The 16,275-nt window shown below is 63.5% G+C and carries 11 protein-coding genes; 4 read left to right on the top strand and 7 right to left on the bottom strand.

Going from position 1 to position 16,275, the window contains the following annotated elements:
* Positions 1 to 37: 37 nt before the first annotated feature.
* The 3 genes from ligD to AC1DCU_RS16245 form a co-directional block, all read right to left on the bottom strand.
* The gene (gene ligD / locus AC1DCU_RS16255; RefSeq protein WP_478014218.1) at positions 38 to 2,515 is read right to left on the bottom strand and encodes a DNA ligase D; all 2,478 of its coding nucleotides are present in this window, start codon (positions 2,513 to 2,515) and stop codon (positions 38 to 40) included.
* Positions 2,516 to 2,518: 3 nt separating this feature from the next.
* Entirely contained in the window at positions 2,519 to 3,445 is a 927-nt protein-coding gene (ku, locus tag AC1DCU_RS16250) for a non-homologous end joining protein Ku (protein ID WP_025875519.1), read from the bottom strand.
* Between the two features lie 145 nt (positions 3,446 to 3,590).
* Complete coding sequence (locus AC1DCU_RS16245; protein ID WP_025875521.1) at positions 3,591 to 3,989, bottom strand: hypothetical protein; 399 nt, start codon at positions 3,987 to 3,989, stop codon at positions 3,591 to 3,593.
* Between the two features lie 141 nt (positions 3,990 to 4,130).
* Here AC1DCU_RS16245 and AC1DCU_RS16240 point away from each other — a divergent pair, with 141 nt between their 5' ends.
* The gene (locus AC1DCU_RS16240) at positions 4,131 to 4,457 is read left to right on the top strand and encodes a hypothetical protein (RefSeq protein ID WP_025875523.1); all 327 of its coding nucleotides are present in this window, start codon (positions 4,131 to 4,133) and stop codon (positions 4,455 to 4,457) included.
* Positions 4,458 to 4,542: 85 nt separating this feature from the next.
* Here the strand turns inward: AC1DCU_RS16240 and AC1DCU_RS16235 are convergent, their stop codons facing one another.
* On the bottom strand, positions 4,543 to 6,657 hold the full coding sequence (locus tag AC1DCU_RS16235) for a TonB-dependent receptor family protein (RefSeq protein ID WP_442251418.1): 2,115 nt from the start codon (positions 6,655 to 6,657) through the stop codon (positions 4,543 to 4,545).
* A gap of 171 nt (positions 6,658 to 6,828) precedes the next feature.
* On the opposite strand from AC1DCU_RS16235, the gene AC1DCU_RS16230 reads away from it, so the two are divergent.
* From AC1DCU_RS16230 to AC1DCU_RS16220, 3 genes are all read left to right on the top strand, one after another.
* A complete protein-coding gene (locus AC1DCU_RS16230; RefSeq protein ID WP_025875527.1) occupies positions 6,829 to 8,031 on the top strand; it encodes an amino acid aminotransferase in 1,203 nt (400 codons plus the stop codon).
* Between the two features lie 336 nt (positions 8,032 to 8,367).
* Positions 8,368 to 9,384 (top strand): class 1 fructose-bisphosphatase, encoded by a 1,017-nt coding sequence (locus AC1DCU_RS16225; RefSeq protein ID WP_025875529.1) that lies wholly within the window; start codon positions 8,368 to 8,370, stop codon positions 9,382 to 9,384.
* 108 nt (positions 9,385 to 9,492) lie between these two features.
* The gene (locus tag AC1DCU_RS16220) at positions 9,493 to 10,203 is read left to right on the top strand and encodes a 2OG-Fe(II) oxygenase (RefSeq protein ID WP_032978467.1); all 711 of its coding nucleotides are present in this window, start codon (positions 9,493 to 9,495) and stop codon (positions 10,201 to 10,203) included.
* An 11-nt stretch (positions 10,204 to 10,214) separates the two neighbouring features.
* On the opposite strand, the gene AC1DCU_RS16215 is transcribed toward AC1DCU_RS16220, so the two are convergent.
* Genes AC1DCU_RS16215 through AC1DCU_RS16205 form a run of 3 tightly spaced genes read right to left on the bottom strand, consistent with a single transcriptional unit; the run spans position 10,215 to position 16,180 of the window.
* Complete coding sequence (locus AC1DCU_RS16215; protein ID WP_282280092.1) at positions 10,215 to 10,808, bottom strand: hypothetical protein; 594 nt, start codon at positions 10,806 to 10,808, stop codon at positions 10,215 to 10,217.
* The gene (locus AC1DCU_RS16210) at positions 10,805 to 12,955 is read right to left on the bottom strand and encodes an RHS repeat-associated core domain-containing protein (protein WP_442251417.1); all 2,151 of its coding nucleotides are present in this window, start codon (positions 12,953 to 12,955) and stop codon (positions 10,805 to 10,807) included. The genes AC1DCU_RS16215 and AC1DCU_RS16210 overlap by 4 nt, the downstream gene beginning before the upstream one ends.
* Positions 12,956 to 12,970: 15 nt before the next feature.
* Positions 12,971 to 16,180 carry a DUF6531 domain-containing protein gene (locus AC1DCU_RS16205; protein ID WP_442251416.1) on the bottom strand — a complete coding sequence of 1,070 codons (3,210 nt, stop codon included), beginning with the start codon at positions 16,178 to 16,180 and terminating at the stop codon, positions 12,971 to 12,973.
* Positions 16,181 to 16,275: the final 95 nt, after the last annotated feature.

Genomic DNA, 16,275 nt, shown 5'->3' with positions numbered 1-16,275 from the left:
GCCCAGCAAACTTGCAGTTGCCGGCCAGCGGCCGGCACTACCRCTGCAGCGTCGGCAGCGTCTGCTTCAGCGCGTCGATGCCCTGCCACGGATCCGCCTTCAAACGCTTCGCCCGTGCCAACGCCTTGTCCATCGGAAACGCATCGGCCGCGCTCACCCGCGCCAGTTCTTCCCAGCGCAGCGGCACCGCGACTCCCGCGCTCTCCCGCGCACGCAGCGACCACGAGCACACGCTGGTCGCTCCTCGTGTATTACGCAGCCAGTCGATGAAGATCACCCCGCTGCGCTTGGCCTTGCTCATCGTCGCCACGTAGCGGTCCGGCGCCTGTTCGGCCATCGCCTGTGCGAACGCTTCGCAGAACGCTTTCGCGTCGTCCCAGTCGGCTGCGGGTTGCAGGGGTACCACCACATGCACGCCCTTGCCGCCCGACAGCCGCACGAAGCTCTGCAGCCCGGTTTGCTGCAGTCGATCGCGCACATCGCGCGCGCCGCGCTTCACGTCGGCCCAGCTCACGCCCTCACCCGGATCAAGATCGAACACCAGCCGGTCGGGATGTTCGGGATCGGCCACCGTCGCGCCCCACGGATGCAGTTCCAGGGTGTTCATCTGCACCAGCTGCAGCAGGCCGCGTTCGTCATCGATATAGACGTAGTCCTCGCGCCCGCTCTTCTGCTGCAGCGGCACCGCATGCACCGCATCACCCAGGCCCTGGCCATGGTGCTTCTGGAAGAAGCAGGCCTTGCCGACGCCGTCGGGACAGCGCAGCAGCGACAGCGGTCGCCCACTGATTTCCGGCAGGATCCAGCGTGCCATCTGCCGGTAGTAGTCGGCGACATCACCCTTGCTGAGTTTCTTCTTCGCAAACACCATGCGCTCGGGATGGGTAATGGCAACGTCGTCGCCGTCATCGGCCGGTGTTGCACTCATCGCCAGGTCCTCCTTCTTCTTGTCACTGCGCAGCCGCTTGAAGCTGGCCTGGCGCAGCAACCCTTCCTTGCCCCAGCCGCGGAACGCGACCTCGGCCACCGTTACCGGCTTGACCCAGCGCACGCTGGCCGCACGCAACGGCACGTGCGCCGGCAGCTCCAGCACCGCCTCCTTCACCGCCAGCGGCGCGAGCGCGGCCGCCAGCGCGCGCAGCCCCTCATCGTCGAAGCCGGTACCGACGCGGCCGACATAGCGCAGGCCGCCCTTTTCCGGCGTGGCCAGCAGCAGCGAACCAAATCCCACCCGCGAGCCTTTGGGTGCGGTGTGGCCGATGATCAGGAATTCATCGGTGTCCTCGTGCTTCACTTTCACCCAGCTGCGTGCGCGGGTGTTCACGTAAGGCGCATCGACCTGCTTGCTGACGATGCCTTCGAAGCCCGCCTTGCCGCTGGCTTCGAACACGGCAGGGCCGTGGTCGATGACGTGCTCGCTGAAGGCCAGCGTGCCAACTGCATCGCCGATCAGTTCCTTCAGCAGTGCCTTGCGTTGCAGCAGCGGCGCACGGCTGATGTCGACCCCGGCCACGCCCGGCAGGTCGAACACGATGTAGCGCAGCGGTTGTTTCGAGCTGCCGTCGATCACCCGCTGCAGCGCGGCGAAGTCGCTGCGGCCGTTGTCGTCCAGCACCACCAGTTCCCCGTCCAGACGCGCATCGCGCACCGGCAGCGCCTGCAGCGCCTGCACCACTTCGGGAAAATCGGCAGTCCAGTCCAGGCCATTGCGCGAGCGCAGCGTCACCTCACCTTCGTGCAGATCGGCCAGCAACCGGTAACCATCCCACTTGATCTCATGCAGCCAACGCTCGCCATCGGGCGCGGTGTCGCGGTGATCGGTGAGCTGTGGCTTGAACTGGTGCGGGTAGCTTCTGTCGCGCGCCCCGTCCAGCTGCAGCGCGCGCGCATGCCAGCGTGCATCGGCCTTGCGTGGGTGTGCGGCACGTGGCGCTGGAGCCGTCTTCTTCGCTGAAACCCGGGACCTCTTTGCGGATGTTCGCGCTGGCGTGTGCAGCAGATCGTCCGCCTCCGCATCCCGTGCCTGCGCGTCATCGCGCTTGATCAGCAGCCACTGCACCTGGCGGCCCTTCATCGCCGTGCGTACCAGTTTCCAGCCACCGGCCAGGCGCTGCCCGTGCAGCAAGAAGTCGATCTTGCCCGCCGCCAGTGCTTGCAGCGGATCACCTTCGCAGGCCCAGCTGCCGTGGTCGAACACATCGACGTGGCCGGCGCCGTAATGGCCTTCCGGAATATCACCTTCGAAGCCGGCATAGGACAGGGGATGGTCTTCCACCTCCACCGCCAAGCGCTTCTCACCCACCCGCAGCGACGGCCCCTTCGGCACCGCCCAGCTTTTCAGCACGCCATCCATTTCCAGGCGGAAATCGTAGTGGCGGCTGCTGGCGTGGTGCAGTTGGACCACGAAGATCGGCCGCCGCTTCGGATTGCCCTGTGCCGGTGCATCGTCCGGCTCCGGGGTCTGTCCGCTCCCCCCGCCCAGCCGACGCTTGCGGCGGTACTGATGCAACGACATGGCTCAACCCGCCTTGCGTCGCGCAGGGGTTTTCTTTGCCGCCTTCTTGGCGGCCTTTTTTGCCGGTGCCTTCTTCGCCGCTGCTTTCTTGGCTGGAGCCTTGCGCGCGGCCGCCTTCTTCGCCGGCGTGCGCTTGTTGGCATCCAGGCTCTTCTGCAGCAGCGCCATGAAGTCCACCACGTTGGTGGTTGCGTCCTCGCGCGGTGCCGGCTCGTCCTCCACCTGGGTGGTGCCGCCCTTGGACTTGATGCGCTTGTTCAGCACCTGCTGCAGGCGTTCGCGGAATTCATCGTGGTACTGCGAAGGATCCCAGTCACCGGCCATCGACTCGATCAACTGCTCGGCCATCGCCGTTTCCTTGCTGGTGATGCGGTAATCGGCAAGCTTTCCACTGGGCAGCTTGTAGTCGTCAGGCTCGACCAGTTCCTGCGGATAGCGCAGGATCATCAGCACCAGCGCGTCATCGTTGGGCATCACCGCGCACAGGTACTCGCGCGTGCGCACCACCACCCGGGCGATACCGACCTTGCCAGTGCTGCGCAGCGTTTCCCGAAGCAGCACGTAGCCTTTCTCGGCCTTTTTACCCGGCACCAGCAGATAGGGCTTCTCGTAGTAACGCGGGTCGATCTGGCTGGCGTCGACAAAGGTTTCCACCTCCACCGTTTCATGGCTTTCCGGCGCCGCCGAACGGATATCGTCTTCCTCCAGCACGACGTAGCTGCCCTTGTCGTACTCGTAGGCTTTGACGATGTCCTTCCACGGCACTTCCTCGCCGGTGTCGGCGTTGACCCGTTCGAAGCGGATCGGTTTGCGATCGCGCGAATCCAGCATGCGGAAGTGCAGGTCGACCTTGCGCTCGCCGGACATCAGCGAGACCGGTACGTTGAGCAGGCCGAAGGAAAGCGTACCGGTCCAGATCGGGCGGGCCATGATGCGCACCTGTGTTTCAGCAGGGGTAGCCAGCTTCAGCCGGCTACCGTGAAACAACCGTGTCGGCCACGTGCAGACCATGCGGTAGTGCCGGCCGCTGGCCGGCAGCTCCTTGAATCCTGGCGATGCCTGCCAGCGACCGGCACTACTGCAGCAGCGGCCTCACCGCAGCGGCCGGGATATGGTCCAGCGCGCGCCAGGCATCTTCCACCACCGGCTGCGCCTGTGCCCAGTTCAGGCGCGACTGTCCGCGCATCTGGTCCCAGTGCTCGGCCAGTTCGCCACTGGTATCGGCCTCGCCGCCACGCGGCCAGTCAGCGGCGTGGGTGGTCAGCGCGAAGGCGTACACCGGGCACAGATCGCGCCAGTTGCGATGCCCCTGCCCGCGGCGTTCCTCGTAGTCGCTCAGCATGTACTGCAGGTAATCCTGCGCCACCGCCTGCGGATCCTCCAGGCGGCGCGTCCGGCGCTGCGTGCTGCGCTGGCCAAGCGGATCCAGCAGGGCGTTGAACACGGACGGGGCGGGGCGTTCAAGACGGGGCATGGCCGGCTCCTGCAGCAGGGCGGGTGGGCAGGAATACGCGCGCCGCCGTTATCCAGTCGTGACAAAGATGTTCATGACGCCAGGTTCGCAGTGGCTTTACTTCGTCCGCGCTCTAGTGGAGGCCTACCGGAGGAACGCCCCATGACCACCACCCGTGACCCCCTGCGTGAGAACCACACCCCCGAGCCGGGCGAGCAGCGCGGCAAACACGATCTGGCCGACGCCGAGGACCGTGGCGCCGGCATGTCGACACCGGACGAGGGCGTACTGCCCGTCGTGCGCCGGCCTGAACAGGCCGCACAGGACCGCAAGGACTGCGGTGACCGCAATCGCGGTGGCCAGGAAAGTCCGCTGAAGCGGCGCGAGCGCAAGCAGCACGCCAGCGACAACCAGGACGAGGCGCTGGAAGAGACCTTCCCGGCCAGCGATCCAACCTCGCCGTTCGTGCCCGCCAAGGCCCCGGATTGATCGGTAGCGCCGGGCCATGCCCGGCGGATCCGTCACGTCCGCGCTGCGCGATCGCCGGGCATGGCCCGGCGCTACCGGGGCCCGCCTAGCGCCATGACCACTGCAGGCCAACGCTGGCGCGGCGGTCCGGCCCCGGTTCAAAGAACCGGCCGTTACCGTCATTGACGATCACCGAGCCGATGTACCGCTGGTCCAGCACGTTGTCGATACGTGCGAATGCGCGCAGGTCACCGGCCTGCAGCGCCCAGCGGCGACCGGCTTCCAGGTTCAGCAGCGCGTATCCCGCTGCGCGCTCGGTGGCGATGTCATTCACCACCACGTCGCTGCTGGCGGCCGCTTCCAGCGCCCACTGCCACTGCCCCGGCGACCACTGCAGGCGGGCATACGCCTGCTGCCGGGGCACGCCGGGCAGGCGGCTGCCAGCGGCAACCACGGTGTCGGGCACTGCGCAGTTGCTGGCCGCACAGGCCAGATAGGGCGAACGCACCTGCGCCTGCAGCCAGGTCCAGGCCAGCTGCAGCTCCAACTGCTCGGCCAACGGCTGCCGGTACTGCAGCTCCACACCCTGGCGGCGGGTACGGCCGATGTTGCGGTACGTGCTGCGGCCGTTGGTGTTGCTGGCAACGGCCAGCTCATCGTCGGTATCTGCACGGAACAGGCTGATATCGAGCTGTCTTCCATCCTGCGCATGCCATTTGCTGCCCACTTCCACGCTGCGGCTGCGGGCGGCCGCCAGATCCAGCGCCAGCCCGGCCTGGCCGTCGGCGCGGTAGCCCAGCTCGTTGAACGTCGGGGTTTCAAAGCCACGCCCGATCGCCGCGTGCAGGCGCCACTGCGGGCTTGCCTCGAAGCTGACACCCGCCACTGGCGTGGTGGCCTGGTAGCGACGGCGGCCACTGTCGTCCGGGTTGCGCCCGACGATGTAGCGATCATCCGATTCGAAGCGCACCGCGCTGTGGCGCACCCCGGCCAGCAGCGACCAGCGCGGGCTCCATTGCCACCACGCCTGGGCGAACTGGTCCACGTTCTGCACGATGTCGATCTGGTCGCGACGCAGGCGGCCGCGTACCCCCACGGTGGTGCCGACGAAGTTCTCGTAGCCGGTGCGGTGCTGGCGCTGGCGATCGGCATTCACGCCCACCACCAGGTCCAGCGGGCGCCCCCACAGATCGCCGTTCCAGCCCCAGCGCGCGTCCAACCCGCCATAACCGCCGTCCAGGTCGATCACGCCACCGGCATGCAATGGGTTGGCCTGCGGTCCCGGCGGAATCGGCAGGTACTGGGTCACCGCGCGCTGCCCGGCATAGCCCATCAGCTGCCAGCGCTGCGCACCGGCTTCACGGGTCCAGCGCAGGCCTGCCTGCTGCTGGCGCACCGATTTGCGGGTGTTGTACTGCTCAGCCACCGCCGTGGCCTGGCGTGGATCGGCCGCCACCTGCGCGCGGGTCAGGCCCAGCGGGTCCTGCGCGTTGGGCGCGTGCAGCGCATTGAGCAGCAACTCCAGGCGGCCGCCAGCGAGCTCGGTGCCAAGGCGCGCGTTGAGCGATTCACGCCGCGCGCGGCTGTGGTCACGCCAGCCATCGGTGCTGAAATGGTTGGCGGCCACGTTGTAGTCGACGCCAGGGCCCGCCCCGCGCAGCTGCGCGCCGACGCTGAGCGTGTTGTCGGCACCGGCACTCACCCGCACCCGCCACGGGTCACCGGCCTGGCCCTGCGCGCTCCACACCTGCAGCACGCCCCCGGACGAATTTCCATACAGGGCCGAGAACGGCCCGCGCAGCACCTCGATGCGCTCGGCACCGAGCAGGCTGGCGTGCGACAGCTGGCCCTGACCATCGGGCATGGTCGCCGGCACCCCATCGATCAGCACCCGCACCCCGCGCACACCAAAGGTCGAACGGGCGCCGAAGCCACGGATCGACAGCTGGGTGTCCTGCGCGAAGTTCTGCCGGTCCCGGGCCAGCAGGCCCGGCACTCCGCCCAGCGCCTCGGACAGCTGCGTGCCCGGGCCGGTACGGTCGGCGTCGATCCACACCGTATCCAGGCTGGCGGGCAGGGCGAAGGGGTCTACGCCGGGCACCCGCGCGGCCTGCACCTGCACCGTCGGCAGGGCGGTCGGCAATGGCTCGGCCGTCACCGCCAAAGGCAGCAGCAGCAGGGCGGAAAGCGGCAGGCATTGGCGTCGTGCGCTGGGATTCATGATTCAGGTTGATGGATCGGGCGGCAACGCACGCCATGGTACGGGCAGGCGGATGACGATGGCGGCGGCCAGCCCCGGCAGGCTTTGTTACGATGGGTCGGTTTCGGCCGACAGGCCGCAAGCCGCGTGGCGCAATTCCTCCCCCTTTCCGTCTACCGAACGAGTACCGCCGTGTCCTTCTTTGCAAACGTGGAACTGGTCCCAGGCGACCCGATCCTGGGCCTGACCGAGGCGTACAACGCCGACAGCCGCCCGACCAAGGTCAACCTGGGTGTGGGCATCTACTACGACGAGAGCGGCCGCATTCCGCTGCTGCGCGCCGTCAAGCAGATCGAGCAGCAGCTCGCCAACGAAGCCAAACCGCGCGGCTACCTGCCGATCGATGGCCTGCCGGCGTACACCCAGGCCACCCGTGAGCTGGTGTTCGGCAAGGACTCGCCGCTGCTGGCCGCCGGCCGCGTCACCACCGCCCAGACCGTCGGTGGCAGCGGTGCGCTGCGCGTCGGCGCCGACGTGCTGAAGAAGCTTCTGCCGCACGCCACCGTCGCACTCAGCAACCCGAGCTGGGAAAACCACCGCGCCGTGTTCAGCGCCGCTGGTTTCGAGGTGGTCGATTACACCTACTTCGACCCGACCACCCATGGCGTCAACTTCGACGGCCTGCTGGCCGACCTGGGCAAGCTGGAAGCGGGCACCGTGGTGCTGCTGCACGCCTGCTGCCACAACCCCACCGGCGCCGACCTCACCGTCAGCCAGTGGAAGCAGGTCGCACAGCTGCTGAAGGACCGCCAGCTGTTCCCCTTCATCGACATGGCCTACCAGGGCTTCGACAAGGGCATCGAGCAGGACGGTGCCGCGGTGCGCATCATCGCCGAGGCCGGCATCGACAGCTTCATCGTCGCCAACTCGTACTCCAAGTCGTTCTCGCTGTATGGCGAGCGCGTCGGTGCGCTGTCGATGGTCGCGCCGACCGCCGCTGACGCCAAGGCCGTGCAGTCGCAGGTCAAGCGCGTGATCCGCACGATCTACTCCAGCCCGTCCACCCACGGTGCTGCACTGGTTGCCGGTGTGCTGACCAATCCGGAACTGCGCGCGATGTGGGAGCAGGAGCTGACCGAGATGCGCGAGCGCATCCACGCCCTGCGCCAGGGCCTGGTCGAGAAGCTGGCCGCCGCCGGCGCCCCGCAGTTCGGCTTCATCAACGAGCAGGCGGGCATGTTCTCGTACTCCGGCCTGAGCCGCGAACAGGTCGAGCGCCTGCGCGACGAGTTCGGCATCTACGCCGTCGGCACCGGCCGCATCTGCGTGGCCGCGCTGAACCAGAACAACCTGGAATACGTCGCCAAGGCCGTGGCCACCGTCGCCAAGGGCTGATCGACCGCTCCAGCAAGCTGTGGAAACAAAGGCGCCGAAAGGCGCCTTTGTTTTTGCACCTGCCTTGCCACACCCTCCGCGCTCGCGGCACACCCTGAAACGCAGTGAGCGGGGCACCGTGGCCAAGACACGCCGTAAACCCATTCATGGGGGCTCGATCGGCGCATCCATGCGCCTCACGGCCTTGGCCACGGTGCCCCGCTCACTGCGCCTCGACGAAGGGAAGCCGCCACGACCGCAACGCCTCTGGAAACGATTACGCCTACCCCCGCTCACCCACGCGCAAGTCAGACCAGCGACAATAGGCGTTTTCCCGTTGCCGAGACCTGCCCGCCCATGTCCCGTACCTCGTTGACCCGCTTCCTGATCCAGCAGCAGCACGCCGGCCGCATCAACGCCGACCTGCGCCAGCTGATCGCGGTCGTCGCCCGCGCCTGCACCAGCATCTCCATCGCCGTCAGCAAGGGCGCCCTCGGTGGCGTGCTCGGCGAGGCCGGTACCGGCAACGTGCAGGGCGAAGCGCAGAAGAAGCTGGATGTCATCAGCAACGAGATCCTGCTGGAGGCCAACGCCTGGGGTGGCCACCTCGCCGCCTGCGCATCGGAGGAGATGGACCACAGCCAGCCGGTGCCGGACATCTACCCGCGTGGCGATTTCCTGCTGCTGTTCGATCCCCTCGATGGCAGCTCCAACATCGACGTCAACGTCTCCGTCGGCACCATCTTCTCGGTGCTGCGTTGTCCGACCAACGTCGAACTGCCCGGCGATGACGCCTTCCTGCAGCCGGGCAGCAAGCAGATCGCCGCCGGCTACTGCATCTACGGGCCCAGCACGCAGCTGGTGCTGACCGTCGGCCACGGTACCCACGCCTTCACCCTCGACCGCGAAACCGGCGAGTTCCTGCTGACCACCGAGAACATGCAGATCCCGGCGGCCACCCAGGAGTTCGCCATCAACATGTCCAACCAGCGGCACTGGGAAGCGCCGATGCAGGCCTACGTGGAAGATCTGCTGGCCGGCAAGGAAGGGCCGCGCGGCAAGAACTTCAACATGCGCTGGATCGCCAGCATGGTCGCCGACGTGCATCGCATCCTGACCCGCGGCGGCATCTTCATCTACCCGTGGGACAAGAAGGAACCGGGCAAGGCTGGCAAGCTGCGCCTGATGTACGAAGCCAACCCGATGGGCCTGCTGGTGGAGCAGGCGGGCGGCGCTGCCTGGACCGGTCGCGAGCGCATCATCGACGTGCAACCCGACCAGCTGCACCAGCGCGTGCCGGTGTTCCTCGGTTCGCGCGAAGAGGTCGCCGAGGCCGTGCGTTATCACCAGGAGCATGACGCGAAGAGCGTCTGACAGCGGCCATCCCTACAACGGTCATGGCAGATTGATGACATGACCGCAGGGTGACAGCTGCAGCTGCAAACGGCACCATCAAGCCCTTGCCGTCGAAGGAATGCACGCATGCACGAGCCGGGCCCGGTCGATTTCATCGAGGTCATCCACAACGCCGTCCCCAGCGACGTGTGCGCTGCGATCGTCGCGCGCATGCGTGCAAGCCAGGGCCTGAAACCCGGCGCAGTGGGCAGCGGTGTGTTCCCGGAACTCAAGCACAGCAAGGATCTGCGGATCAGCGGCGTGGATGGCTGGCAGGATGTGGACCAGCAGCTGCAACAGGCGGTATTTGCGGGTCTGCAGACTTATCTACGCCGTTATCCACAGGCATTGATCGCGCCGTTGATGTTGCAGATCCAGGACAGCAACGGCCAGCCGCGACGCCTGTCGGCCGAGGATTTCCCCGACATGGCGCCGGAGCAGCTGGCGGATCTGGCGCGCACCTGCCTGCGCCCGGGCGCGATCAACCTGCAGTGGTATGCGGCGGGCGAGGGCGGTTACCCGTACTGGCACTGCGAGCTGTACCCGAAGGACGCGCAGGCCGAGACGCTGCACCGGCACGTGCTGTGGACGCTGTACCTCAACGACGACTTCGACGAAGGCGAAACCGAGTTCCTGTTCCAGGGCCGCAAGATCGCACCGCGCACCGGCAGCCTGTTGATTGCGCCGACCGCGTTCACCCACACCCATCGTGGCAACCGGCCGCAGGGCGGCGACAAGTTCATCGCCACCAGCTGGATCCTGTTCCAGAGCGCGCAGAAGTTGTTTGGGGGAGGGTGAAGCTCTCGCAGCTACTTGGTCGGTCCAAAAGACAGCCAGAGATTGCCGTTGCCGCCTTGCCAAGCACTAAGCCTTTCGAGCGGCATTTCCTTGATTTGGCAAGTGAACTGCAGATCGAAGGGTCGGTCTTCTTTTCGATAGCTGTTCCATCCTACAGCCTTCACTTCAACTTCCATTCGGCTATCGCGCTTGTGCGGTCGATGGAGTTCAACAGTTACTGCATTGGACAGCCAGTAGTCTCCCTTGTGCGCGAAGCCCGCACCACCACTGGTTAGGCGTGCGCCGACCACCTCCTGCGTCCCTTCAGAGGACGGTGTATATCCCGTCAGGATGCCGGTGATCTTGGTGTACTGCTGGGAATCCATCACGCCTGATGATTCCGAGAAGATGCGAAGCAGAATGAGCGTATCGGTGCCCTTGCTCACCACCTGACCTGTATTTGCTGTCCACAGACGCTGTTCGAACTCATCCATGCCAGCCGGCATGTCGGTGACGATCGTTGCCTGCGGAACGATGATGCATTCATGCAATTCACGCGCGTGGACTAACTGCGTTCCGAGCACGAGAAGAAGGCAAGAATAAGCCATATGGATAGAGAACTTCATTGTGTGCACTCACATGTGGCCTTACGGGCTTTGTCATAGTTGTAGATCTGTTCCCGAGCTCGCTTGGTTGCCTCCGGCGAAATGTAGCCGTGATCCCAACCATTTTCTTGAGTTTGCAAATTTCTAGGGCGCGTGAAGTGGAAGCCTTCGTGGATTATCGTATCCAGTACGTTGTAAACGCCCGCCCAATCAAGCACATCCAAGTATCTGTTGTTCAGATGAATGCGACCATCCCCATACAGCTCCGATCGACCCTCATCTCCTGAACGTGGAATATCCACCTTCGGTGCGCCGTTGCCGAACTTGAGATCTGGGTTGTTCTGCTTTGCAAATGAGAACGCCACATCGATGTCGCACTGGGTGAGACCCCAGGGATCGGTTCTTGATACTGGATTGCCTGAGACATATGCGTAGGTATTCATGCCACCCGCCAACCCAATCGGATCACTCTGTACATACCGGCCGATGCTCGCGTCATAGTCGCGGAAGCCGTTATACCAGAGGCCGCTTTCCGCGTCGTAATACTGGCCAGGGAAGCCAATGTTCAACCCGCCTATCTCATCCTTCTGGACGCTACGTCCGTAGGCATAGTTGTACGCCTTCCAGACTGTCTGCTGGCTTGGACTGGTGACGAACTCGGGGCGTCCAAGATGATCGGTATGCACGTAGTTGTGCTGCCCACTGCGAGCGAGCCCTACCAGTTCACCTTCAAACCAGAAGTAATTGGTCCACACGCCATTGTTCAGCTCGGTCATGAGCTGGTTCTGACCGGCGTAGAAGTATCGGCTGTTGGTGTTCTCGTTGATCTTTGCAACGCGCTGCCCCTGAGCATTGAGCACGTAGTCAGTCGCTGTGCCACCGATGTTGCTGCGGCTCATGCGATTGAATGCATCGTACTCATAGGTGCTGATCCGGCTACCCGCTGTTTCGCTGATGCGATTTCCCAACGCGTCGTACTGGTACTGGCGGCTTCCGTCCTGGTTGGTGTAGTACAGCACCCGGTTGCTACCTGGATCGATACTGTACTGGGTAAGCTGGTTCCCCCCTTGGTAGCGATCATGGTTTCCGCCAGCATCGTAGGAAAGCAGATTAGTGACGCCAAAACGCGTCAGCTGGGTCAGACGGCTCAACCCGTCGTAGCCGATCAACTGCGTCATGTTTGGATCGACCGCATCGATGATGGCGTTGATTTCACCATCCCCGCTGTACTGGTAGTCCAAATAGCTGACTTTTTGGCTGTTAGGTCCCCAGACCGACATCGCGGTAAGCCGCCCCTCTTGGTCGTGGTTATAGCCTCTGACGAGGCCGTTACCGTATGCCAGCGATTCGTGGGCGCCCGTTGCCTTCCAGTTGGCCTGGGTAATGATCGAGCGCTGAGTGCCGTCGACCGTTGCCAGCAACGAGCTTGGCTTTCCCTGGTAACCATATGTGTAGGTTGCCTTGTCACCATTGGGATAGGTGATCTGGCTCAGGCGATTGATACCGTCGTATTCATAGGTCGTGCTGTAGTCCGTCTTCTGACCTGACAGATCGGTGAAGTCACGGCGTATCTGCAGCTCGCCGTTCAATGTATAGGCGAAATGCGTGGCGGTTCCGGGCCCTGAAGTGCCGCACAGTTGACCCTTGCCATTACCGCACCAATCGTAGCTGTAACCGATTGTTCGGTCTTCTGCGCTCGCAGAAGTCATTCGTCCCAAGCCGTCATAGCCGAAAGAAACGACGCTGCCATCTGCACGCGTAGTCGCGGTCCGCAGGCCAGCAGCGTCGTAATGATGCTGCGTCGTTCCCGTATCCGGACTCACCTGTTTCCACATCTGGCCGAAACCATCGAATTCGTAGGTGGTAACGAGATTGCGGGGATCGCTCACACGGATCGGGCGATCTGCCAGATCGTAGGCAATCTGGGTCGTGCCTCCGGCGGCGTCGATTGATTTGATCAAGCGTCCACGCGGATCGTAGCTCATACGGGTGACGCGATTCTGCGAATCGGTCACCTGGGTGACGCGCCCTTCAGCGTCATAGGCATAGCGCACGTTCTGCACGCCGTTCCCGCGTTCGACAATCACACGCCCCAGTTCGTCATACTCATATGTGTTGACAGAGACAACAGCGTTCAGCCCCATCAGGGCAAGCGTCAGTGCTGGCATTTGGACAATCCTTTGTTACCGAGGGCGTTCGCAAGTAACGCGACCACAGCTTCCCTTGTTGTTTTCAACGGACAACGTCGCCCTCCCCTCCGTGCCCCACGCAGCACCACTAGAGGCCATCTGCGCCTTGTAGATGAAGGTTACGTTGCCATTGCCGGTGTTCTTCGGCCCAACGCTTCTGGTAAAGGTTGCAACTGCCCCCGGAGGCACCGGTGCAGCTAGGCCCATGCTTTCATTGAGCTGAAGGATTCCAAATGCCAGATAGGTATCACCAGGATTCCACACGACGTTGCCGGTATTACGGAACTGGAACGTCAGATTCGACGAGCCACCATTGAATATCTGGCGGGGTGATGCCGAGGCGCTGACCAGTTCCGCATTACGGACGACCGCAGGTATGGTGAAGGCTCCTGATCGATTGATCGTCAGATGATCGCCACCCCATGGTGAGATGCCATGTACATACAACGCTTTGCCGCCATGCGCCGATCGTGCGTTGGCATCCAGCGGAATTTTGAACCAGTACGCATTACCTCGTGCCTGGCACGCGTTCGCCACATTGCCATCCGTTGCCAGATTTGCACGGCCACCGGCCACGAATGTGCCGCCCGCCCATGCGTTGTTGCCTGCATACACGTGGACGTCAATCGAGGCGTCCACACCAATCGAGCAGGCCCAGCCTTCAATGAAGAAGTTCCAGTTGCCATCCTGGGTCACGCCGCCAATGTCACCAACGATGTTTGCCGTTGGAATCGCAAACACGCCTGAGTTCGCGAGCGGTCGGTCCTGGCCGCGGCCCTGCGGAGATTGGCCGTAGATGGAGAACTTGCGACCGCCCAACTGTTGCCTCTGGGCTAGCGATATCGGCAACTGATACCTATAGGCACTCCCTGATGCTTGGCAGGCCGCAGCAACACCTGACTCGCTGGCAAGGTTTGCTTGAGTGCTACCCAGGTAGACGTTGCCGTCGGCGTAACCGTCCACCTGGATTGACCCAGCCGAGCCAGTGGAGCAGGCCCAGCCACGTACGAACCAGTTCCACTGCGCATCATGGGTGATTTCGTCAATCACTCCGCTCACCACCGTATCCATCGGATAGTCGGTCTGTGAAACTTCGGTGCGCGTGCGATTGGAAGCGTTGTTGTAGCTATGTCGCGTCCATGCCCACTTGCCGTCTCCCATCGAACGGACTTCCTGTGTCAAGCGGCGCCCTGCATCGTAGCCGTAGCGCACTGTCACGCCATCAGGCTGGGTAAGCGAGGCGATGTCACCTGCAGTAGTGTATCCAATGGCGGTGGTCGCCCAACCGGTTGCCGAACTGGTTCTGTCGGACACAACGCGGCCGCGGCCGTCATAGGTCAGCTCTCGCACGCCACCATTCGCATTGACGATGCGCCCCGGCAATCCCAGTCCGTTGTAGTTGGAATAGCTGATCGTATGACCGAGTGCGTTGGTGACGCTGATCAGATCTCCTTGGCTGTTGAACACGGAGGTGACGTCGTCCTGCGCAAGCGGTCCATCAACTTTGATCGAGGCCTTCAATCCGTTTGCGTGATAGGTATACGTGCTTCGGGTCACTCGTGTCTGGCTGGGTACGCCACGTGCCGTCAGATTGCGCTCGGTTGCGCTGGCCACGTTTCCGCGATCGTCATAGGAGTAGGCAACCTCAAGATCACCCACCACCGTTGTCTTGAGGAGTCGGTTCCGCGTGGTATCCCACTCCTGCAACGTCGTACGTTCGACCGAGCTGCCGACAGCTTCCACACGCTTCAACAAGTAACCTTGAGCGCTATAGTCGAAGTCGGTCAGATTGTCCTGGAAGTCATGGACCAGATCCGGGTATCCATTGGCGTCATAGCTCTGCTCCTTGTAACTGGCGGGGCAGTTCGGCGACGGATCACCCTTGGTCGATACCATCTTTCCGTCCTTGAACGTGTAAGTGGTGCTACGGCCAAGAGGGTTGATCACAGTGACATCAATATCGACGGGCCGCGTAAGGCTCGGCGCAGCGGCAGCCGTCATACCGAGAGCGCGCTCCATCGGCAGCGAGCCAACAGGCAGTGAGCGCGGCTGATAGCAGATGCGTGAACCGCCAGGGCGCTGTTCGCACCATCCACGCTCTTCATCGGCGCGGACACCCCCGGGTCGAGTCGGAGCGGGGGGCGGCAGCACCGGTTCGGTGCTGCGTACGGCGTAACTGAAGCGGAACCGTTCAATGCCACCATTGTGCTCCGTGCTGATGGCGCGCCGCTCCGCGTCGTACGCAAAAGTGGAATAGCGCACGCCATCAAAGGACTTGCCGGTCAGGGCACCCGGGAAGCGGGCATCTTCGTAGTGGTAGCTGATCGTCGTTGCTGGTGTGCCTGGCAGCGACGTGCTGGCGAGCCGGCCACGTCCGTTCCCGAACACGTTGGGGGTATAGGTGTAGCGATAGATGTTGCCGGCCGGATCGGTCACCTGGCTAACCTGTCCATTGGCCCAACCAAAGCTGACGCTACGTCCCGAGGAGTGGGTCACCTTCTGCAGGTAGCGGTCAGCATAGGAGAACGTCCAGCTCACGCCCTGCTCATTGCTGAGGCGGGTGATATAGCCCTCCGCGTTGTAGGTCTCCGTGCCGTTGTTTTCGTTTCGAAGCGCAAACGTGCCATCGCCGTTAGCGGAGAGATACGCGATGGGCTGGGCCTTGTCCTCATACCAGCGACCGCTGGCCGGATCCTTGAGGTACTTGATGCGGCGACCGTCGGGCCGTTGCACCCACGCCAGCTGATTTGCATCGGTGAATGCGAGTGAATAGTCAAAGTTGCTCAGCCAGTGATTGCCGAACAGTCCGGTTGCGCTCCAGTAGTGATTGTAGTTGCGCTGCAGAAACAGGCCCATTTCACCCTGACTGGCGAAATCAAGTTCTGGTTCAACCTTGTTGCCGCTGTAAAGCACGACGGGATTGCCCTTACGGCCATTGCAGTCCTTCTCCTTGTCATCGGTCGGCTGCTCCTTCGCGGTTTCGGTCGGAAATGAACCGCCGCCCCCGCCCATGCCGCCATCGAAGCCGCCTTGCATGCCTCCATCGATCGACCACCACAGGGGGTATTCAAAGTCCTCGACGGGCGGCTTGACCGTGATCCGCTCCAAGTCCGTCGGCGGCGTCTTGGCGCCGGCACCGAACAAGGACAAGGGGGTGAGAAGCAAAGCAAGGCACAGCGACATACGTGTCTTCAGGAGCGTCATGCTCTTCCATTTCCGTGGTAATCGTTGCAGGCTAGACAACGTGTGAACCGTTAACAATGGGTTCATTTTCACTGAGTGTAACGGTTCTTTCACGT

It is taken from the genome of Stenotrophomonas sp. 10L48 (genome assembly GCF_056395105.1).
This window is presented reverse-complemented; position numbering and strand designations above follow the sequence as displayed.

Coding starts and splice junctions, on each gene's coding strand:
- AC1DCU_RS16215 (WP_282280092.1), bottom strand. CDS start 10,808: ATGAAGTTCTCTATCCATATGGCTTATTCTTGCCTTCTTCTCGTGCTC.
- ku (WP_025875519.1), bottom strand. CDS start 3,445: ATGGCCCGCCCGATCTGGACCGGTACGCTTTCCTTCGGCCTGCTCAAC.
- AC1DCU_RS16210 (WP_442251417.1), bottom strand. CDS start 12,955: ATGCCAGCACTGACGCTTGCCCTGATGGGGCTGAACGCTGTTGTCTCT.
- AC1DCU_RS16245 (WP_025875521.1), bottom strand. CDS start 3,989: ATGCCCCGTCTTGAACGCCCCGCCCCGTCCGTGTTCAACGCCCTGCTG.
- AC1DCU_RS16225 (WP_025875529.1), top strand. CDS start 8,368: ATGTCCCGTACCTCGTTGACCCGCTTCCTGATCCAGCAGCAGCACGCC.
- AC1DCU_RS16235 (WP_442251418.1), bottom strand. CDS start 6,657: ATGAATCCCAGCGCACGACGCCAATGCCTGCCGCTTTCCGCCCTGCTG.
- AC1DCU_RS16220 (WP_032978467.1), top strand. CDS start 9,493: ATGCACGAGCCGGGCCCGGTCGATTTCATCGAGGTCATCCACAACGCC.
- AC1DCU_RS16205 (WP_442251416.1), bottom strand. CDS start 16,180: ATGACGCTCCTGAAGACACGTATGTCGCTGTGCCTTGCTTTGCTTCTC.
- AC1DCU_RS16240 (WP_025875523.1), top strand. CDS start 4,131: ATGACCACCACCCGTGACCCCCTGCGTGAGAACCACACCCCCGAGCCG.